Origin of the sequence: Nitrospirillum goiasense (assembly GCF_034427435.1) — a bacterium.
Lineage (GTDB): Bacteria > Pseudomonadota > Alphaproteobacteria > Azospirillales > Azospirillaceae > Nitrospirillum.
Genome location: NZ_JAXQNP010000003.1, coordinates 1,746,656 through 1,766,689 on the forward strand (window position 1 = coordinate 1,746,656; position 20,034 = coordinate 1,766,689).

Genomic DNA, 20,034 nt, shown 5'->3' on the forward strand with positions numbered 1-20,034 from the left:
GCGGCCACCATTGCCCAAATTGATGTGCTTCCCGCAACAGCAGCGATTGTCACATTCAATCACAAAAAGCCACGCTGCATCGGTCGTCCCTAAATGCCTGGCGGGCGGACCTGATCCGCTAAATCCCAACTATTTCCCCGGGGACTGGCGATCACTTCATCAGATCGGGATGGTGGTCGAAGGATGACCATCTCTGCGCGTGCTTGACGCCTTCCGACGGCCTACAGTATTTAAATCCATGGCTTTTTATGAATGCACACGTGGTCAGAAAGGCCCGGTGATTCGATCAAGCCAGCTTCTGGCGACCCCAGGGAGCTTCATCTTTAGCGAGTGCGAAGGCCCATGCCAGAGTTGCCGAAATGGCCGTCAAATCATTCAGAGCTCAATCGGCTGCGGCAACGGCTTACCACGGTTCATTTTGATGTCGTCGGCGGCTGCCAACTGCGCTGCGTGGGCTGTCCCAATTCAGGTCTTGATCCCCGGCCCGAATTCATTGCGCCGGAACTGTTCCAGCGCTGTCTTGCGAACATAGATGTGCAGAAGATTACCTTGCTGCGCCTGTTCAACTATGGGGAACCGCTGCTGCACCCTCGGCTTGCAGAGCTTGGGCGCATCCTGCTCGACAGCCCGATCAGGATCCACTGGACGGAAATTTCCACCAACGCCCAGTGCAACGCGGAGGACAGGCTTGAGGCGCTGGTGGCCATGGGGGCGATCAATCTGCTGACCATCAGTTGCGACGGCGATGGCACCCCCGCCCAGTACGAGGCCCTGCGGCCACCGGCCAAATGGTCCAAGCTGATGTCCTTCCTATCTTTCGCCCGAGATTTGGCCGCCCGATATCCGAGACTTCGGTTGCAGGCGCGGTGCGTCATCGACAGCCCTGAGGATGAGGGACGCTGGCGTGAGGTGCTCAAGCCCTACGGCGTGCATCCGGAATTTCGCGGCTGGATTCAACTGCCCGACAGTCTCCGAGACCGATCCCGGGACACCGTTCCCATGGGCCAGGGGGTCTGCGCGATGGTCGCGGACCCAGGCAACCTGTATGTGGATCATCGGGGGAATATCGTTCCGTGTTGCTTCCACCCTGGCGCCGGTCTCTTGGGGAACCTCGGGGAAAGCCGGTACAGCGCCCTTTTCGCCGGTCCCAAGCGCGCCGACTTTCTTGAAAGCTTGGCCCTGCGCCGTGCCGAAATGAGGGTGTGCAGCCGCTGCGACGTGGGGGCTGACCCGGCCCTCAGCCCCTCGACCGAAGCGGTGGCGCGCTTCCAGCGCGGGGGGCTTTAACGGTGGACGCGAGCCTATCCGACGCCCGACCGGAACGCTCCGTCGGGAAACGACATGCCAGCCTGGGCCAGGTTCTGCGCCACCATGCGGACGCCGCTCCGGACAAGATCGCCTTGCGCTTCTTGGAGCGGGGCGAGGGCGATGGGGCCTGCCTGACGTATGCGGAGCTGGACCGCCAGGTCCAGGCCTTGGCGGCCCGACTGGTCCGCAAGGGGGCCCAGGGGCGGACCGTGCTGTTGGTCTATCCCGCCGGCATTTCGTTCATCGTCGGCTTTTACGCCTGCCTTTACGCTGGTGCCATCGCCGTTCCGACACCCTTCATCACCCCGTCCCGCTCGGCACACCGGATCGCGGCCATCGCCACCGACGCCAGCCCCTGCCTGGTTCTGACATGCGCCGCGCTGGCCGCCGATGAAGCGATTCGCGGCGCCTTTCCGGCGGGGCTGTCGGACATTCCCTGGATGGTGACCGATGGGGAAGAAAGTCCGGATGATACGCACCCCTGGACGCCGGTAGCCGTCCAGGCCGGGGACCCGGCGTTCCTGCAGTACACCTCCGGCTCGACCGCCAATCCCCGGGGCGTGGTCGTGACCCACGGCAATCTGTTGGCCACTATGGAGATGATCCGCGTCGCCTTTGGCCATGACGCCGACACGCGCATGGTGAGCTGGCTGCCCCTGTTCCATGACATGGGCCTGGTGGGCGGGCTGCTTCAGCCCTTGTACGTGGGTGGCCTGGCGGTGCTGATGTCGCCGCTTGATTTCATCCAACGGCCGTTGCGCTGGCTGCAGGCTATCGCCCGCCACGGCGCAACCAGCAGCGGCGGCCCCAATTTCGCCTATGCCCTGTGTGCCGACCGTATCCGGCCCGAGCAGGTGCGCGGGCTGGATTTGCGGTCCTGGCGCGTCGCCTTTTGCGGCGCCGAACCGGTACGGGCGGATGACCTGCGCCGCTTCGCCGAGGGGGTGGCCCCCGCCGGGTTTGATCCCAAGGCGCTTTTCCCATGCTATGGGCTGGCCGAAGCGACGCTGTTCGTCTCCGGCGGGCCTGTGGGCAGGGGGCTGGCCTGTGCGGCGGCCCCTGGCGCCTATCCACAGGCTGATGGGGCGGCCAATGGGATGGCCAAAGGGATAGGGCGTGTGATCTGTGGGCAGGGGGCCGATGGGCAGGTTTTGGCCATCGTCGATCCGGACAGCCGCCGCCGTGTGCCTGAAGGCCAGGTGGGCGAGGTTTGGGTGGCCGGTCCCCATGTGGGTGCGGGATACTGGCGGCAGTGGGACCAGTCCCAGGCGACGTTCCGGGCCCGCCTTTCCGATGATGCCGATGCCGGGCCGTTCCTGCGCACGGGGGACCTGGGGCTGATGCGGGGCCGCGACCTGGTCATCGTGGGGCGCCTCAAAGAGGTGGTCATCGTCCGGGGTGCCAAGCACCATCCGGAAGATATGGAGGCCGCCGCCTGCCGCGCCCATCCGGCCCTGGCGGGGACGGCCGCCGCCTTCGCCGTCGAGCATGGCGGGGCGGATGGGCTGGTCGTCCTTCAGGAGGTGAAGCGCGGCCATCTTGCCGATCCGGATCTGGAGCGCGCCCTGCAGGCCGTGTCGGCGGCGATTTGCGAGACCTTCGGCATGCGGCCCTTGGATGTCGTGCTGCTACGGCCGGGTGCCTTGCCCCGCACCACCAGCAACAAAATCCGCCGTGGCGCCTGCCGCGAGGCCTATCTCGCTGGTGATCTCGCGCCATTCCGCCTCGACCCGCCGCCGCGACCGGGAAATCCCGGGGGACTCCATCCAGGCCGCCGGTCCAGGGCGCACGCTCACTTCCCTCCTGCCTGCGGACGGGGCCAATGGTTGATCTTGCCTCCTTCAACAGCCTGGCGCCGATCCTGCGGGACGACCCCTATCCGGTCTATGCCACCCTGCGGGAGCGGGCGCCCATTTTCTGGACCGATACGGAGCAGGCCTGGGTCCTGCTGCGCCGCCGCGAGGTGGCGGAGGCTTTTGCCAATTCCGATCTCCTGACCCTTGATTTTGGGCAGTTCGTCGGGGATGTGTCCCGGGCCCTGGGGGACGAGCCGGTTGAGCTGCTTCGTCTTCTGGATATGGTCCTGTTCTTCCGCAACCCGCCCTCGCACGGGCCGTTGCGGTCCCTCGTCGCGCGCCTTATGGCCTTTCGCTCCCAAGCCAGTTGCGCCGCCGCGGTGGAGCGCATCGCCGACCGTCTCATCGCCCCGCTGATCCGCGACGGCGGCCTCGACCTGATGGCCGATTACGCCGACCCGTTGCCGCCGCTTTTCATGGGGTGGCTCTTCGGCTTTGCCGATGATGAGGCGCGCTGGCTTGCCGCCACGCTGGCCGGCGTGCCCATCATCCTCAACCGGGGATGCTCAATTCGAGACTACCGGTCGGCCAATGCCAGCCTGGAGAAAGCGCACGCCTTCCTGCGGGATCGCATCGCCGAGCGCCGGCGCAAACCGGCGGATGACGGCCTGTCGTTGCTGGTCGGTCTGAATGGCGACGCGGAGCTGCCCTTGGATGACGACCGGCTGGCCGCCCTGGCCAGCTTTGTGTTCATGGCCGGTTTTGAAACCACGGCGGCATTGATCGGCAATGGGCTGTGGCTGCTTCTACGCCATCCCGAACAGTATGACCGCCTTCTGGCCCATCCGGATTTGATCCCCGGCGCCGTGGACGAGGCGTTGCGGCTGGAGAGCCCCATCCAACAGGTTCGACGCCGGGCGATGGGGGACCAGGTGATCGCGGAGTGCACGATCAAGGCGGGCCAGCACGTCATCCTGATGATCGCCGCCGCCAACCGGGACCCCCGCGCCTATCCAGAACCCGACCGGTTCCTGCCGGGGCGGGCGGGTCAGCCGGTGTTGTCCTTCGGCGGCGGCTTGCATCACTGTTTGGGGGGATGGGTCGCCCGTATGGAGGCGGCGATCGCCCTGGGTGCCGTTCTCAAGGGACCGCGTCCCATCGTTGGATTGGAAAAGCCCGAGTGGCGCCCCCATCACAATCAGCGGCGCATGAGAAACCTTCCCGTGCGCCTTTAGAGCGGAACGCGATCAGGTGGAGCCATCTGGTCGTGTAAATCCGCTCTATCATGAGCAAGCTTAAGGGCAGGATTCGGTCATGACTGATCGCATCTTGCTCTAATCACCAATCGGTTTCCAAGATCATCAAGGCAGGGACTTATGTTGAAGTCAGATGCGGTCAGAACGTGGATCGTCGGTTTTCTTGTCTCCCTTCTCGACGTCAATGAATCCGAGATCAAAGGGGACACCCTGTTTCATGTCATGGGGTTGGATTCCGTGGACGCGGTCGTGATGGCGGGTGCTTTGGAAGAGCACTTCAACGTCGAGATCGAGGCCGCGCTGTTCCTGCGCAACTCCACCATCGATGGTCTGATCGCCGACTTGCAGGCCAACGGTATCGTCGAATGAGCGTCAAAAGTCCCGAACTGAGCTTGATCGTCATCAGTTACGAGATGGCGCGGGAACTGCCGCGCACGCTGTACAGCCTGTCGCCGCGCTACCAGCAGGGCATCGCGGCCGCGGATTACGAAGTCATCGTCATCGACAACGGGTCCCGCACTCCGCCCAAGGCTGAGGACTTCGCCGACCTGGGCATGAACCTGCGGATCCATTCCTTCCCCAACCCGACCCCGTCACCGGTGCGGGCCATCAATCACGGCCTGACCCTGGCGGCGGCCCCCCTGGTGGGGGTCAATATCGACGGCGCCCGAATGGCCAGTCCGGGACTGCTGGACGCCTGCCGGCGCGCGGCGCGTACCGATCCCGCCGCGGTGGTGACCACCCTGTCTTTCCAGCTGGGGCCGGGCCCGCAGTGGCTCAGCATACAGCAAGGCTACGATGTCGCCTGGGAAGACCGGCTGCTGGACGGGATCGACTGGCGAAACAACGGCTATCGCCTGTTCGATATCAGCCCCTTCGCCGAGAATATCTCCGGGGCTGGTTCGGCCCCCTGAGCGAAAGCAATCTCCTGTTCATGGGCCGCGATCTTTGGCGTGACCTGGGGGGTACGATCCGGCCTTCGAAAGTCCGGGCGGTGGCGCCGCCAATGCCGATCTCCTGGTACGGGCCCTGGAACATCCCGGGACGCATCAGGTGACGGTGCTGGGGGAGGGGGTGTTCCACCAAATTCATGGGGGGACCCACACCAACGCCACCTCGTTGGATGTCTACAAGAACGCGGCCCGGGAATATTACCGCCTGCGGGGACGGATCCGGGTGGTGGATGCGGAGCGTAGTTATTTCGGTCCGGTGTCACGGGCCGCGGCCGAAGCGTATCGACGCCAAATCGCGTCCGGCAACGCCGCCCCGTCCGAAGTTGCGACGGCCGTCCGGCTGGGCCCTAATGCGGGCGAGCGGTATCTGGGGCTTTTGAAGGCCGTTCTGCTGAATGAGACCGGCCTTGAAACCGAGGTCGCCCTCGACGCGGTGCGCGGCATGAAGGATATTCCGGCCGCGTTCTGGACGGACACCTTGTACGATGTGCCGGGCCAGTTGGCGCAGGCGCTGGAAGAAAAACGCCGTGTCCGTGCGCTGGGCGGCGACACGATGAGTGCCAGTGCCTCTCCTCCGCTTAGCTATACGATGATCGGGCGGCGGCGTCTGGACCATCTGGAATGGTGCGTGACCACCGCCCTGGCCGATGGCGTGGCCGGCGACCTGATGGAATGCGGGGTCTGGCGTGGGGGCGCCTGCCTGTTGATGAAGGCCATTCTGGACCTGAGTGGGGACCGGGACCGCAATGTCTGGGTTGCGGATTCATTCGCGGGCCTGCCCCCACCCTCGCAGCCGGAAGACCAGGACATGGATCTCTCCCGCGCGCACTACCCGTCGCTAGCCGTATCCCAGCAACGGGTGGAGCGGGCGTTCGCCGATTTCGGTCTGCTGGATGCCCGCGTACGCTTTCTGCCGGGGTTCTTCGCCGACACCCTGGCCGGCTGCGCTGTCGAACGGTTGGCGGTGCTGCGCCTGGATGGCGACCTTTACAGTTCCACGATGCAGGCCTTGGAAGCGCTTTACGACCGTGTTTCTCCCGGTGGTTTCATCATCATCGACGACTACGGCGGCTTAGGCCAATGCGCCCAGGCCGTGGACGCGTTCAGGTCCGCACGCGGCATCAGCACCCCCATCACCATGATCGACTGGACCGGCGCCTTTTGGCGCAAGTCTTGAGTTTTCGTTGGAGAAGCACCCGTGTTTCAATTCTGGCCCAGCGTCGTCAAACCTCTCCTTCAAGCGATGGGTGCCCGGCGCGTCATCGAAATCGGCGCGGGCGACGGCCGTAACTCCCGCCAACTGGCTTCTTGGGCTCAGCCGGCCGGTGTGCGGCTGGAGATCATCGATCCCGAACCCGACTTCGACATGGAACGTCTGCGGGACCGCTTCCCCGACGCCGTCCGCCTCCACCGCCGTCCCAGCCTGGAGGTCATTCGGGATTTGCTGCCCGCCGACGCGGTGCTGATCGACGGCGATCACAATTGGTACACCGTCTATCATGAACTGGTGGCGATTTACGGCGACGGCGGACCGGTGGACGCCGGCGCGCCCATCGCGATATGCCACGATGTGGAATGGCCATACGGACGGCGGGATCTTTATTACTGTCCCGACCGTATCCCCCTGGAATATCGCCAAGCAGCCCGCATCGGGGGCGTCCTGCCGCATGAACGCGGATTGTCGCCGGGGGGCTATAACCCGACCTTGTGCCATGCCGAGTACGAAGGCGGCCCGCGTAACGGCGTGAAGACGGCCATCGACGATTTTCTGGCGAACCGTGGCGAGGAGTTCAGGGTCGTCTGGCTGCCCATGCTTTTCGGTCTGGCGGTGATCGTACCCCGGGCCCGGCTCGAAACATCGGATGCGCTTGAGGCGGTGCTCGACTCACTCGAACTCAGCCGCCCGCTGCGCAGCCTCTGCAAGATGGCGGAATTGGAACGGGTCCGCGCCAGCCGGCCGCAACTGGCGCCCGTCGGTTCGGGACAGAGGCAGGGAACGACGGCACGAAGCTTCTCCAGCGCCCTGCCGGATGACGTGCTGTTCGCTTTGCTGAAAGGCAGCCTGGGGTATCGCTACAAAGGCAGGGCGATGCTCCTGAACCCGCTGGACATGGCCAATTATCTGGCTTTGATCGGGCAGCTCAGACCGGCGGCCGTGATCGAGATTGGCAGCCTGGAAGGTGGCCGGACCTTGTGGTTGGCCGACACCATGGCCGCCCTGGGCCTTGAGGTCCGGGTCATCAGCGTTGACCTCTTGCCGCGCCCCCCCAGCGACCATCCGGGGATCGACGCGCGCGTGGGCGATGCCCGGAATCTGGCCGACGTGCTGCCGGCGGAGGAGATACGAAGCCTGGGGCACCCGCTGCTGGTCATTGAGGATTCCGCCCATGACGAGGAAACCTGCGCCGCCGTGCTCGACTATTTCGATCCGCTTCTGGCGGCAGGGGACTATGTGATTGTCGAGGATGGGGCCTTTCGCAGTGACGGTGACATTCAGCCGGGTTCCGGCACCTTGTCGCCGCCGTCCCGCGCGATCGACGCCTTCCTGGCCCGGCGGGGCCCGGACTATGAGATTGACGAGGCGCTGTGCGACCGTTTTGGCTATAACGCCACCTTCAATATCAATGGTTGGTTGCGGCGGCGATGATCGAGCACAATAAACCGGACCAACGCGAAATGGGGGGTGCCGCGCTTCGGTCACCGGCGCTGATCGATGTCGCCTTGCTTGATCAACTCCGTAAGACCCTTGTCTCCGTCACCCAGCCGTGGTGGCGGGGCGAGCGGATCAGCGAGAACGGGTTGATTTATGGCGTCAACATCGCCGGCTCCCGCCCGCCTCTCGTGTGGTGTTTCCAGGGCTACGAGGAATTCGCCGCCTTGGCCAGAGCCCTGGGGTCGGATCAACCCCTGTACGGCATGCGGTCGGGGCATTTGGTGGTGGGGACCAGCGCCGAGGCCCATACCCATATGGCGGTGGTCTACGCGGCGGAAGTCCACTCCCTGGGCCTGTCCGGCCCGCTTTTCCTGGGCGGCAATTGCCAGGGCGCCTTGCTGGCCCAGAAGATGGCCCAGATCCTGATGGTGTCCGGCCATGCCGTTTCATTGCTGTTCGGCCTCAATCCCTTTCTCTTCACGCCTTATCCCGGGCGGGCGGCCATCATCGTCGGGCGGTATGACTGCACCAATCCGTTCCACCGGTTGCACGACGCCGATGCCCTGTTGCGCGCCAACATGCCCCATGCCACGGTCGATACCCTTCCGTCTGAACACGGCAAGTTATTCAACGGCCGGGTCCTCGACCTGTTGAGCGATATCTTGCGGCGACGCATGGATGAAGCGTTGGGAACATTCCCGGGTTCTTTCCCGGATTGGTCCCTGCGGGCGGAGGTCACGGCGCCGTCCGTGATGACCATGCCCCCCGGCGGCGTGTGCGAAGTGCCCATCACCTTGCGCAATACATCGGATGTCATCTGGGTGCCCAGCCGGCAGAGTGGGCTTGCGGTTGGCAACCATTGGCGCCACGCCGACGGAGAAGTCCTGCAATGGTTGGACGGCCGCCAATCTTTTGAGTGTTATCTGCGGCGCGGGGGCTCCGTGGATTTGGTCCTGCTCGTTCGCGCGCCCAGCAAGGAAGGGGAATATCTGCTGGAGGTCGACGTCGAACAAGCCGGGGTCATGTGGTTGAGTGAAATCGGCGTCCAAACCGCCCTATGCCGGGTTACCGTTGGTCCCCCTTCCTGATCTCGCCGGGCCTCGGCCTTCATGGAAAGCGCGTTCCCAGGCAGCCTGATACCCGGCCGTCAGCGCAATACCGCGCCGGTATCGGCCAGGCGCACGTCGTGCATCTGGTTCAGGTAGGCCTCGTAATATCCCTTGTGCGAGGCGCCGACGATGGCGAGCAGGCGGCTGCCGGGGTGCTGGCCCAGGACGTCGCGGATGTTCGCGACCATGCGCAGGTTCCGCGTTTCCCAATACCCGACGTAATTCCGGCCGTATCCCTGGGGGAGGGTTCGCGCAGGGCGGCACCGAAGTCGGCTTGATAGGCTTGTAGTGCCGCCTGCGGCGCGTTGTAGGCGCGGTACAGGGTCATCAGGCCGCCGGGCTGGGCGACGCCGGCCTCCAGCCGTTCATCCGCCGCCCGGCGGGCCTTGGCGACGGGATTATCCCACGCGTGCGTGATGGCGGCGGCATAGGCGTTGGCGTCCGGCGGATCGGGAAAATCAGCGCTGTGGTCGTCCACGCTCCACAACCGCTCCAGGCCCAGGCGCGCGGCCAGCACGGCCGAGATAAGGTTGGTTTCGTTACGGCGACCCTTGGCGCGGTCCAGCGCCGCCACCAGGTCGGGCGTCAGCCCGTCGCCGTCGTGCCGCTCTTCCGCCGGCAGGCGCAGCCATTGCACCAGGGCGGAGCCCCGCTCCCCCGCCGCCAGGAAGAGGGCGGCCAGGTGCCGCCGGTCGGCGGCGGTGGGGGCCGCCGGCCAGGCCGCCAGCAGCCGTTCCACCTCCGCGTTGGCGGCGGGCACGTCCAATCCCGTGGCCTGCCCGGCGGGGCCGGGGTCCGGGCAGTAGTCGGCGATGGTCGAGGCGTAGCGGGTGGGATAGCGGCGCAGGCTGTCGCACTGCAGGCCGGACATGTCCTCGGTCGCGATGGCGTCTGGATGCCAGGCTGCCAGGCGGGCCAGCAGGGGTTCCAGCATGTCTGGCCTCAGTTCGCCCTTGAGCCCCGACAGATGCGGTGTCCCCAGGACCAGCACCTCATTGGCCTTGCCCGCCGGCGGCCCCTTCAACTGGTCGGGCTTGAATGACGGGTGGTAGTCCGTGGGCCCGGCCTGGGCATCCGCCGGGATGGCCTGGGCGAATGCCAGGACGCCGAGCAGCAGGGCCACGCCCAGGCTGGCTGAGCGGCGGTGGACGCGGTTCATGATCCCCCCAAAGGACTTACAGCGAGGCCGCCATCATCTGGATCGTCCCGGCGTCGGAAAAGGGCCGCTTTGGCGCCCATCGCCCGGTCCGGTCATGATCCGCAGCGCGTCCGTCACCGTATCGACCAGTGCCGGGGACAGTGGGCCCTGGGGCACGCCTGGAAAGGGTTTTGAGATGTGGAGACGGATTTGCGCCGCGCTGCTGTGCGCGCCCCTGCTCAGCAGTTGCGCCGGCATGGCGCCCAAGGATTTCGCGGGCGGGACGCCTCCCTTGGTCCTGGAGGATTATTTCACCGGGCACACCAAGGCCTGGGGGCTGTTCGAGGACCGCTTCGGCAAGGTGCGGCGGCAATTCACCGTCGATATCGAGGGCACCCGACAGGATGGCGCCCTGATCCTGCACGAACGCTTTCTATATAACGACGGCGAACGGGAGGAGCGGACCTGGACCGTGCGGCAGGTGGCGCCGGACCGCTATGAGGGGACGGCCGGCGATGTCGTGGGGGTGGCCCGGGGCGTGGCATCGGGCAACGCCTTCAACTGGGCCTACCGCCTGGACTTGAAGGTCGGCGACGGCACGATGCGCGTCGCCTTCGACGACTGGATGTTCCTGCAGCCCGGCGGCGTCATGTTGAACCGCGCCCATGTCACCAAATGGGGCGTTGAAATCGGATCGGTCAGCATCTTCTTCCAGAAGGCGCCACCGGGCGACGGTGCCGCAATGGCCCCATCCCAGCAGTAAAGCAATGGCCGGGGGCGGCGGCGTTTCCACCGCGCGCCTCCCGGCCGTTGGCGGACGAGATCAGGCGGCCCGCAGCTTGGAGAAGAAGTCGGCCACCGCCTCCTGCAGGCGGGCGGACTCCTTCGCCAGGCTCTGCGAGGCGCCCAGCACCTGGACGGAGGCGGCGGCGGTCTCCTCCGAAGCCTCGGCCACGGCGCCGATGTTGTTGGACACCATCACCGTGCCCTTGGACGCCTCGGTCACGTTGCGGGTGATCTCCCGCGTGGCCGCCCCCTGTTCCTCCACCGCCGCCGCGATGACGGAGGTTCCGGCACCGATGTCGCGGATGGTGGACTGGATTTGGCGGATGGCGCTGACGGCGTCCGTCGTCTCCTGTTGGATGGCCGCCACCTGGGCGCCGATGTCCTCGGTCGCCTTGGATGTCTGGTTAGCCAGCGCCTTCACTTCGGTGGCGACGACGGCGAAGCCCTTGCCGGCCTCACCCGCCCGCGCGGCCTCGATGGTGGCGTTCAGCGCCAGCAGGTTGGTCTGGCTGGCGATCTCCCGGATCAGGCCGATCACCGCCTCGATGCGCTGGGCGCCCTCGGCCAGGCCATTGACGGTGGCGTCGGTCTGCTCCGCCTGCCGCACGGCCTGGTCCGCCACCGTGGCCGACTGCATGGCCTGGCGGCTGATCTCCCCGATGGAGGCGGTCAGCTCCTCCGTCGCGGCGGCCACGGTCTGGACGTTGGAGGCGGCTTCTTCGGCGCCCGAGGCCACGGCCTGGACCTGGCGGCGGTTGCCGTCAACGATCTGGGTCAGGCGGCTGGCCGTCTGGCCCAATTCCTCCGCCGCGTGGGCGACGAAGTTGACCAGCTCTGTGGAAACCTTGTCGAATTCCTCGATGTGCTGTTCGCGCAGGCGCACACGCGCCTCACGCCGCAGCTGTTCCTGCCGGGCCTCCTCCGCCAATTCGTCGGCCCGGATCATGCTGTCGCGGAAGACGGCGACGGCGGCGGCCATGCGGCCGATCTCGTCCTGGCGGTCGGCGCCGGGGATATCAACCATCAGGTCATGGTCGGCCAGTCGACCCATGGCGCCGGTCATGTCGTTCAGGGGCTTGGACACCAGGCGGATCAAGGCGTAGCCGGCGGCACCGCCCAAGGCCAGCGCCAGGACCAGGGCGCCGAAGACCGCGGCCTTCGCGGTTTCATAACTGTCCCGGTTGGTCTTGGCCGCCTGGTCGGCGCCCTTCATGTTGACCTCGGCGTCCGTCTTCAGCGCTTGGCGCAGCTTGGTGAAATTGTCGATCATGTCGCCGCGGAAGAAGGCGACGGCCTCATCCATCTTGCCGTCGTGGGCGGTGGCCAGCAGCTTCTGGTGCATGTCCAGATAGGACTTCCAGATGCGTTGGATATCATGGGCCGCCGCGCGTTCCTCACCGGCGCCGATCAGCGGCTGGTATGCGGTCCAGGCCTTGTCATAGTCGGACAGGGTGGCGGCGAAGCGCTTTTCCACCTCATCCCGCATGGCCGGTTCCTTGACCAGCAGGTAGGAGCCCTCCAGCGACCGGAAGCGCTCCGTCGCCTGCACCAACTGTCCCACCGCGCGGGTGGAGGGCAGCCAGTCGTCGCGGATGTCCATCGCCGAGGCGTTCATGCGGCCCGCCTGCAGCAGGGCGACCAGGCCCAAGACCAGCGTGATGCACAGCACCGCGCTGAATGCCAGGATCACCTTGGCGCGAATGGACAAGTTCTTCATGGTTCAAGGCTCCTCACCCAGGTTGGAACCGCTCTGCCGTCGGTTCCGAAGACGGGGCGCCATAGCCTCTATCCTGGCGGCAACCAAAACGGCCACCGGCCTTGTGAAGATAAAGGCGGAGATAAGGCGCCAACACGCCAAATACTCCGCCCAGTCTATTAACTATTGGTGAACCACGAAGCCTATGCTGGCGGTTAGGTTGCCGGCCCGTTCCCCATCCTTTGGGTCACATCCCGTCCGGGCACGGCGCGGATGAGGTTCCTGGCGGTGCCTGGTCCAGCCGGGCCAGGCTCTCGGCCACCGCGGACGCCAGCTTGGCCGCGCCGCTGGACAGGGCGACCGCGGCGGCATCGGGGGTGGTGGCGGCCAGCGGCAGGGTGAAACCCATCCGACAGGTGAAGGCCGCGCCCTGCGGCAGGCGCCGCATGGTCCAACTGCCGTCCACCACGGCGCTGCCCCCCGGTGTGGCGTCGAACCGCTCGATACGCAGTGCCAGGCGATACTGCGGCGGACCGTTGGGGGCGGGTATCACGGGGGCCTGATAGATGTCGGTGGCGCGCAGGCGCTGCCACAGGGCGTTGGCCAGCGCCAACCGCATCTCATCCGCCACCGGGGCGGCCCAGCGGTCGTCATCGCGCACGTCCAGCCGGCCGCCGGCGTCGGTCAGCACCAGTTGCGTGCGGTTCAGCCGCTCCGGCACCGACACGGGCAGAACCTCCACCAGCACGTTGGCGCTGCCGGACACCGGCGCTTCGCCGGGTTGCGGCGCCAGCGCGTGATAGCGGATGGGCGTGGAGCCGCCGCAGCCGGTCAGCAGCAGGGCCAGGCCGGCCGCGGCGGCCAGGAAGGGGAGGGGGCGGGGGAACGGTATCGCGGTCATTCGTCCTTGTCCTTCCGGCCGCGCACCAGGGATTCCGGGTGGCGTTCCAGGCTGTCGCTCAGCGCTTTCAGCGAGCGGGTGGCATCCATCACGCCCTTCAGGGCTTGGCGGGTATCTTGTTGCAGCGGGGCGTCGGGGGCGACGCTGGCCTGGGTGGCGGCCAGCGTCTGCTGCATCTGTTGCAGGCTGTCGTGGATTTCCGGCAGCACGTCGTGGTCGGCATGCCGGACCAGATCGTCGATATGCCGCGTGGCGCTGTCCACGCTGGCGAGCGCCTTGCGGGCGTTCTCGCCGATGGCGTCGAAGGGGATCTTGTCCAGCTTGGCCACGATCTCCTGCACCTTCTGGTACAGTTCTTCCAGGTCGCCCGGCACGGTCGGCAGTTCCAATGGGTCGGCGTCCGGGTTGAACGCCACGGGCGGCGCCTTGGGCATGAAGTCCAGCGCCACATACAACTGCCCTGTCAGGATACTGCCGGTGCGCAATTGGGCGCGCAGGCCCCGCTCCACCAGGTCGCGCATGCGGGCGGTGCGGAGATGCCGGTCGCCGTTCCACGGCAGCGTCTTCTCGAAAGAGGCCAGCCTGTCGGGGAAGATGGTGACCATGACGCGACCCGTGAAATCGTGCGTTTTCGGGTCATAGTCGATGCCGGTGGCGGTGACGTTGCCAAGTTCCACGCCACGGAAGTCCACCGGCGCCCCCACGGTCAGGCCACGGATGGTCTGGTTGAAATGCAGCACCACGGGCACGCTGGGGCCGTCCGGCGCCTTCAAGGCATCGGCGTGGTTTGCGGCCAGCCAGAAGTGGTCCCCGGCTGGGGCGGGGGTCAGGGACGTGCCGGCCGGATCCTCAAAGGCGATGCCGCCCATCAGAATGGTGGCCAGCGCCTGGGTGTCGATCTTCAGGCCCCCGCCGTCGATGCGCACGTCCACGCCGCTGGCGTGCCAGAACTTGCTGTCCTTGGTGACGAAATGGTCGTAAGGCGACTTGACGAAGACGTGCAGCGTGATGTTGCGGCCATCCTCGTCCAGGGTGTAGCGCTCGACATGTCCCACGGGGATGCGCTTGTAATAAACCGGTGAGCCGGCGGCCAGGGACCCGATGTCGTCGGTGTGCAGGACATAGCGCTGGCCCGGCACGTCGGAGGCGACCACCGGCGGATCCTCCAGCCCAGTGAACTCCTTGCGCGGATTGGTGGATTTTCCGGCGTCTACGCCAATGTAGGAACCTGACAACAGGGTGTTCAGGCCCGAGACGCCGGTTTCGGCGAAGCGGGGGCGCACCACCCAGAAGCGGCTGTCGTCCACCGCGAAGTTCCCCGCCTCCTTGCTCAGCTCCACCGTCACCATGACACGGGCATGGTCATCGCTGAGGGTGACGGACTTGACCTCGCCAATGTCCACATCCTTGAACTTGACCTTGGTCTTGCCCGGCTCGATGCCGTCGGCGGTCAGGAAGCTGATGGTGATGCTCGGACCCTTCATCCACACCGTCTTGACGACCAGGGTCAGGCCGATGAGGGCGGCGATGGCCGGGATCAGCCAGACCAGGGATGGAATCCAGCGGCGGCCCGCGTCCACCACGGGTTCCGGCAGGTCCCGGTCGTGGATGGCCCTGTCGGGGGTTGTCCCGGGCGTAGGCCCAGTGGCTGCCCCAGGGGTGGCCGGGGCATCGGGCCTGTCGTTACGGGGCGGGGTGTCGGCCATGGCGGATTCCGGAGGCTGGGCGGTTTGATTCTTGACGGGTCGCGGACGCACGGCGGGCGCGATCCCAGATCATGCGGGGGTCGAAGCTGTGGGCGGCCAGCATGGTCAACACCACCACGCCGCCGAAGGCGGCCGCCCCCGGCCCGGCCTGGATGACGGCCAGGCCCTGGAAATGGACCAGGCCCACCATCAAGGCGACGACGAACACGTCCAGCATGGACCAGCGGCCCACGAACTCGACGATGCGGTAAAGGCGGGCGCGCTGGTCGGCGCGGCTTCGGGCGCCCCGGTGGATGGAAACGGCCAGCGTGCTGAGTGTCGCCAGTTTCAACAGCGGCACCAGGATGCTGACGGTGAAGATCAAGGTGGCCAGCTCGGGCGAGCCGCTGGTCCAAAAATAGAGGATGCCCGACAGGATGGTGTCGTTCTGGGTGCCCAGCAGTGTCGATGTCTGCATCACCGGGAACACATTGGCGGGAATGTAGAGGATGGCGGCGGCGATCAGCAGCGCCCAGGTGCGCGACAGGCTGTCCGTCTTGCGCTGGTGCAGGCGTCCGGCGCAACGGGGACATCGCAGATGGCCCGCAGTCCGTCCGTCACGGGGCCTGCCGTGGGGCCCGCCATGGAAGATGGGCTCGCGGCAGACCAGGTGGCAATGGGGACAGGAAACCAGGCCGGCCTGCGCCGCCGTGGTCACGGCGGGCTCTGGCGCCGGGCGCCGGCCGTGTCGCTTGCCCCTCATGGGTGCGCGGTCCGGCGGCCGGGGGCGGGCGGGGCGTCGGGCCTGACGATCACCCCCTGGCCCGCATGCCATAAGCTGCGCAGGTCCAGGGACAGGATGACGGCAAAAAGGATGGTCAGCAGGCCGAAGGCCCATAGCGCGATGCCGGGCACCACCGTCGACATGTTGGACAGCTTCACCAGCGACACGACGATGCCCAGCATGAACACCTCGATCATGCCCCAGGGGCGCAGGGCCTGAAGAAAGCGCAGGGTGGGGGCGAAGGCCGCCGTCGGACGACCCCGGCGGATCAGCAGCAGCAAGGCGAACAGCGCCCCCAGGTCCACCAGGGGAAACAATTGGGTAGTGGCGAAGACCAGCACGGCCACGATCTCCCGCCCTTCCTGCCACAGGGACAGCACGCTGCCGATCAGCGTGGCGCTGTTGCTGCGCCCCTGGATTTCCAGGTCCACGATGGGGAAGCAATTGGCGATCAGATAGACCACGATGGCCGCCGTCACCAGGGCCAGTTGGTGCTCCGCCTCCAGGTAGGAGCGGCGGTACAGCACGGCCTGGCAGCGCACGCACCGGGCCTTGGTGCCGGGCGGCAAGGGGCGCCGTTCGTGCAGGGCGTCGCATTCGGGGCAGGCGACCAGGGTTTCGGTCAAAGGGATGCCAGTTCGTCGTGATGGTCCGGCCTCGGTACATGGCCGGGGCCGCGTTACCCGCCATGGTGGGCAGGATCAGGCCATTACGATAGCCCAGCTTCCTGAATAGCACCATCGGGGAAGGCTGTCGGTGATTGGGGGAAGCCGGTCGACCTAGCGGTCCTGCAACGATTAGGCCGCTTCTCCCGTGGCCAACGTCATCCGGGGCGTGGTTGGGGTGGGCTTGGGGTGCGCCATTTAATTCCCTGCCCAGACGATGCCGCCTCGTGCACACTGCGGCGGGGCTTCCCCTCCTGCACGGTAGGGCGCGACGGTATGGTGTGTGAAAGAAAGGGACGACGTTGACTTCTGGTAAGACCTTACTGGCCGCGGCGCTTGCCACCGGCTGCGCCCTGTCCGCGTTGATGGCGCCTGGCCTTCTTCCAGCGGCGGCCTTTGCTGCCGAACAGTCCGGGGCGGCGGTCCCGGCCAAGACGGCCCCGGCCAAGACAGTCAAGGCCACAACGCTCAAGGACACCCCACCAGTCAAGATTCCCGCCCCGGTACAGGTCGCCAGCGTCGAGGGCATCACCGAATACCGCCTGGCGAACGGCCTGCGCGTGGTGCTGTTCCCCAGCGAGGCCAAGTCCACCGTCACCGTCAATGTCGTCTATCGCGTCGGCTCGCGCATGGAAAGCTACGGTGAGACGGGGATGGCGCATCTGCTGGAACATCTGATGTTCAAGGGGACGCCCAGCCACCAGTCCATTCCGCAGGAAACGCAGAAGCGGGGCTTCCAAAACAACGCCACCACGGCGGAGGACCGTACGAATTATTACGAGACCTTCGACGCTCGTCAGGACTACCTGGACTGGGCCTTGGCTCTCGAGGCGGACCGCATGGTCAATTCCTTCATCGCCCGCAAGGATCTCGACAGCGAGATGACCGTGGTGCGCAATGAGATGGAGATGCGGGAGAACAACCCCGTCGGCATCCTGATGGAGCGCATGCACTCCACCGCCTATCTCTGGCACCACTACGGCCACTCCACCATCGGCGCCCGGTCCGATGTGGAGAATGTGGACATCGGCCACCTGCAGGCCTTCTACCACCGCTATTACCGGCCGGATAACGCGACCCTGGTCATCGCCGGCAAGTTCGACCCCGCCAAGGCCCTGGCCAGCGTGCAGGTGGCCTTCGGTCCGCTGAAGAACCCGGCCGAGGCGCTGCCGCGCGAATACACGGTGGAACCGGCGCAGGACGGTGAGCGGTCCGTTACCCTGCGGCGCGTGGGGGACACAGGCTATGAGGGGTTAGCCTATCACATACCGGCGGCCACCCACCCCGACAGCGCCGCCCTGTCCGTCCTGGCCTTCGTGCTGGGCAACACCCCGTCCGGGCGCCTGCACAAGGCGCTGGTGGAGCAGAAGCTGGCCACGGGTGTTTCGGCTTCTGCCGAGAAGCACGTGGATCCTGGGCTGGCGCTGACGCTGGCGGAGGTGCCGAAGGGCGGCGACGCCGCCAAGGTGCTGTCGATCATGACCGAGGTCGTGGAAGGCGTCCACGACCATCCCATCACCGAGGAGGAGGTGGACCGCGCCAAGACCCGCATGCTGAAGAACTACGACCAGTTGATGGACAATCCCAACGGCGTGGCGCTCAGCCTGACGGATCCCATCGCCCAGGGCGATTGGCGCCTGCTGTTCGTCGGGCGTGACCGCATCGCGGCCGTGACCGTCGCCGATGTGCAGCGCGTGGCGGAAACCTACTTCCGCCAGGCCAACCGCACCGTCGGCCACTTCATTCCCACGGCGACGCCGGAGCGGGTGGACATCCCCGCCGCCCCGGCCGTGGCCACGCTGGTCGACGGGTACAAGGGGCGGGCAGCGGCGGTGGCGGACGCGGTGTTCGACACCAGCCCCGCCAACATCGACGCCCATACCCAGCGCCTGGATCTGCCGGATGGCGGCAAGTTGGCCTTGCTGGTCAAGCCGGCCCGGGGACAGGCGGTCAACCTGGTCATCCGCCTGCGCTTCGGTGATGACGCCAGCCTGACCGGCAAGGACGCCGCGTCCGAGGCCGTGGCCAACATGCTGCTGAAGGGCACGGCCAAGCATGACCGACAACAGATCGCCGACCTGCTGGACAAGCTGAAGGCCAACTTGGCCATTTCTTCCGGCACCCAGCAGACCACCGTGGCCGTGCGGACCGACCGGGCCCATATCGCCGACGTGCTGGCCTTGGTGGGTGAGGTGCTGCGTGAGCCGTCCTTCCCGGCGGATGAGTTCGAACAGTGGCGCGCCGCCACCATCGCCGACCTGGAATCCTCCCGCACTGATCCGCAGTCCCTGGCCAGCAACGCCTTCAGCCGCGCCTTCGACACGACGCAACCGGACCATCCGGGCCATATCGACACGATTGACGACTGGATCGCCAAGATCAAGGCGCTGAAACTGGACGAGGTGAAGGCCTTCCACCATGCCTTCTATGGCGCCCGCGCGGCCCAGGTGGCGGTCGTCGGCGACTTCGACGCCGCCGCGATGCCGCAACTGGTGCAGTCGGCGCTGGGCGGTTTCGTGGCGCCGCAGCCCTTCACCCGCATTCCCGACACGCCAGCCCAGGTGGCCGGCCTGGACCAGGTGATCCAAACCCCGGACAAGGCCAATGGCATCCTGCTGGCGGGCCTGCCCCTGGCCCTGAACGAGGATGATGCCGACTATCCCGCCCTGCTGATGGCCAACCGCATCCTGGGCGGCAGCACCTTGCATTCCCGCCTGGGGGACCGCGTCCGCCAGAAGGAAGGCCTGTCCTATGGCGCCGGTTCCGCCCTGTCGGCCGGGGCCATCGACAAAGTCGGCCGCCTGACCCTGCAGGCCATCGCGGCCCCCCAGAACGTGGCCAAGGTCAAGACGGCCTTCGGCGAGGAACTGGCCCGGCTGGTCAATGACGGTGTGACCGAGCAGGAACTGGCGGAGGCCAAAAGCGGTTTCCTGGATCAGTTCCGCATGGGCCGCACCGAGGATGCGCGCCTGGCCAGCCTGTTGGCGGGCAACCTCTACCTGGGCCGCACCATGGCATGGTCGGCCGAGATGGAGGCCAAGGTGGCGGCGGTGACGCCGGCGCAAATCTCACAGGCCCTGCGCGCCCGCATCGACCCCGCCAAGCTCTCCTATTTCCGGGCGGGGGATTTCGCCAAGGCGACGAACTGAGGTCTATCGAAAGGGGTGTCGGGCGGCGGGCGATTACCTCCTCTAGCCAGGCACGCACGGGCGCGTTAGCTTGACGCCCCTTGGAATGCTGGGGATGGTGGGCCGGAAGGTTCGCCCCCCTGGCGAGGGGGCATGACGTGGCCGATTGTCAGGAT

15 protein-coding genes and 1 pseudogene are annotated in these 20,034 nt (G+C 66.4%); 10 read left to right on the forward strand and 6 right to left on the reverse strand.

What is annotated here, in order from left to right:
- Positions 1–342: 342 nt before the first annotated feature.
- The 8 genes from ULB03_RS21890 (at position 343) to ULB03_RS21925 (ending at position 9,054) form a co-directional block, all read left to right on the forward strand.
- Entirely contained in the window at positions 343–1,287 is a 945-nt protein-coding gene (locus ULB03_RS21890; protein WP_322485185.1) for a radical SAM/SPASM domain-containing protein, read from the forward strand.
- Positions 1,288–1,289: 2 nt separating this feature from the next.
- The gene (locus tag ULB03_RS21895) at positions 1,290–3,305 is read left to right on the forward strand and encodes a fatty acyl-AMP ligase (protein ID WP_322485186.1); all 2,016 of its coding nucleotides are present in this window, start codon (positions 1,290–1,292) and stop codon (positions 3,303–3,305) included.
- Positions 3,272–4,339 carry a cytochrome P450 gene (locus ULB03_RS21900; RefSeq protein ID WP_322485187.1) on the forward strand — a complete coding sequence of 356 codons (1,068 nt, stop codon included), beginning with the start codon at positions 3,272–3,274 and terminating at the stop codon, positions 4,337–4,339. The genes ULB03_RS21895 and ULB03_RS21900 overlap by 34 nt, the downstream gene beginning before the upstream one ends.
- Before the next feature lie 141 nt (positions 4,340–4,480).
- Positions 4,481–4,729, forward strand: coding sequence for an acyl carrier protein (locus ULB03_RS21905; RefSeq protein ID WP_322485188.1), 249 nt, complete (start codon positions 4,481–4,483; stop codon positions 4,727–4,729).
- Entirely contained in the window at positions 4,726–5,274 is a 549-nt protein-coding gene (locus ULB03_RS21910; RefSeq protein WP_322485189.1) for a glycosyltransferase family 2 protein, read from the forward strand. Before ULB03_RS21905 ends, ULB03_RS21910 begins: the two co-directional genes overlap by 4 nt.
- 139 nt (positions 5,275–5,413) lie before the next feature.
- Entirely contained in the window at positions 5,414–6,490 is a 1,077-nt protein-coding gene (locus tag ULB03_RS21915) for a TylF/MycF/NovP-related O-methyltransferase (RefSeq protein WP_322485190.1), read from the forward strand.
- Positions 6,491–6,511: 21 nt separating this feature from the next.
- Complete coding sequence (locus tag ULB03_RS21920) at positions 6,512–7,960, forward strand: CmcI family methyltransferase (protein ID WP_322485191.1); 1,449 nt, start codon at positions 6,512–6,514, stop codon at positions 7,958–7,960.
- Entirely contained in the window at positions 7,957–9,054 is a 1,098-nt protein-coding gene (locus tag ULB03_RS21925; RefSeq protein WP_322485192.1) for a hypothetical protein, read from the forward strand. Before ULB03_RS21920 ends, ULB03_RS21925 begins: the two co-directional genes overlap by 4 nt.
- 59 nt (positions 9,055–9,113) lie before the next feature.
- Here ULB03_RS21925 and ULB03_RS27525 read toward each other — a convergent pair whose 3' ends face one another.
- Entirely contained in the window at positions 9,114–9,263 is a 150-nt protein-coding gene (locus ULB03_RS27525) for a hypothetical protein (protein ID WP_416211167.1), read from the reverse strand.
- 1,146 nt (positions 9,264–10,409) lie between these two features.
- On the opposite strand from ULB03_RS27525, the gene ULB03_RS21935 reads away from it, so the two are divergent.
- The gene (locus tag ULB03_RS21935) at positions 10,410–10,976 is read left to right on the forward strand and encodes a DUF3833 domain-containing protein (RefSeq protein ID WP_322485194.1); all 567 of its coding nucleotides are present in this window, start codon (positions 10,410–10,412) and stop codon (positions 10,974–10,976) included.
- A gap of 60 nt (positions 10,977–11,036) precedes the next feature.
- Here the strand turns inward: ULB03_RS21935 and ULB03_RS21940 are convergent.
- The 5 genes and pseudogenes from ULB03_RS21940 to ULB03_RS21960 form a co-directional block, all read right to left on the reverse strand.
- Positions 11,037–12,698: pseudogene (locus tag ULB03_RS21940) on the reverse strand (methyl-accepting chemotaxis protein); the annotation flags it as partial.
- Positions 12,699–12,942: 244 nt separating this feature from the next.
- Positions 12,943–13,596: a PqiC family protein gene (locus tag ULB03_RS21945; protein ID WP_322485196.1), complete on the reverse strand. Its 654-nt coding sequence runs from the start codon at positions 13,594–13,596 to the stop codon at positions 12,943–12,945.
- Positions 13,593–15,302, reverse strand: a complete 1,710-nt coding sequence (locus ULB03_RS21950) for a PqiB family protein (protein ID WP_322485197.1) — start codon at positions 15,300–15,302, stop codon at positions 13,593–13,595. Before ULB03_RS21950 ends, ULB03_RS21945 begins: the two co-directional genes overlap by 4 nt.
- A complete protein-coding gene (locus ULB03_RS21955; protein ID WP_322485198.1) occupies positions 15,280–16,044 on the reverse strand; it encodes a paraquat-inducible protein A in 765 nt (254 codons plus the stop codon). Before ULB03_RS21955 ends, ULB03_RS21950 begins: the two co-directional genes overlap by 23 nt.
- Complete coding sequence (locus ULB03_RS21960; protein ID WP_322485199.1) at positions 16,041–16,691, reverse strand: paraquat-inducible protein A; 651 nt, start codon at positions 16,689–16,691, stop codon at positions 16,041–16,043. Before ULB03_RS21960 ends, ULB03_RS21955 begins: the two co-directional genes overlap by 4 nt.
- A gap of 341 nt (positions 16,692–17,032) precedes the next feature.
- Between ULB03_RS21960 and ULB03_RS21965 the strand changes: the two genes are divergently transcribed.
- The gene (locus tag ULB03_RS21965; RefSeq protein WP_322485200.1) at positions 17,033–19,879 is read left to right on the forward strand and encodes a M16 family metallopeptidase; all 2,847 of its coding nucleotides are present in this window, start codon (positions 17,033–17,035) and stop codon (positions 19,877–19,879) included.
- Positions 19,880–20,034: the final 155 nt, after the last annotated feature.

Coding starts and splice junctions, on each gene's coding strand:
- ULB03_RS21890 (WP_322485185.1), top strand. CDS start 343: ATGCCAGAGTTGCCGAAATGGCCGTCAAATCATTCAGAGCTCAATCGG.
- ULB03_RS21905 (WP_322485188.1), top strand. CDS start 4,481: ATGTTGAAGTCAGATGCGGTCAGAACGTGGATCGTCGGTTTTCTTGTC.
- ULB03_RS21910 (WP_322485189.1), top strand. CDS start 4,726: ATGAGCGTCAAAAGTCCCGAACTGAGCTTGATCGTCATCAGTTACGAG.
- ULB03_RS21925 (WP_322485192.1), top strand. CDS start 7,957: ATGATCGAGCACAATAAACCGGACCAACGCGAAATGGGGGGTGCCGCG.
- ULB03_RS27525 (WP_416211167.1), bottom strand. CDS start 9,263: ATGGTCGCGAACATCCGCGACGTCCTGGGCCAGCACCCCGGCAGCCGC.
- ULB03_RS21935 (WP_322485194.1), top strand. CDS start 10,410: ATGTGGAGACGGATTTGCGCCGCGCTGCTGTGCGCGCCCCTGCTCAGC.
- ULB03_RS21945 (WP_322485196.1), bottom strand. CDS start 13,596: ATGACCGCGATACCGTTCCCCCGCCCCCTCCCCTTCCTGGCCGCCGCG.
- ULB03_RS21950 (WP_322485197.1), bottom strand. CDS start 15,302: ATGGCCGACACCCCGCCCCGTAACGACAGGCCCGATGCCCCGGCCACC.
- ULB03_RS21955 (WP_322485198.1), bottom strand. CDS start 16,044: ATGAGGGGCAAGCGACACGGCCGGCGCCCGGCGCCAGAGCCCGCCGTG.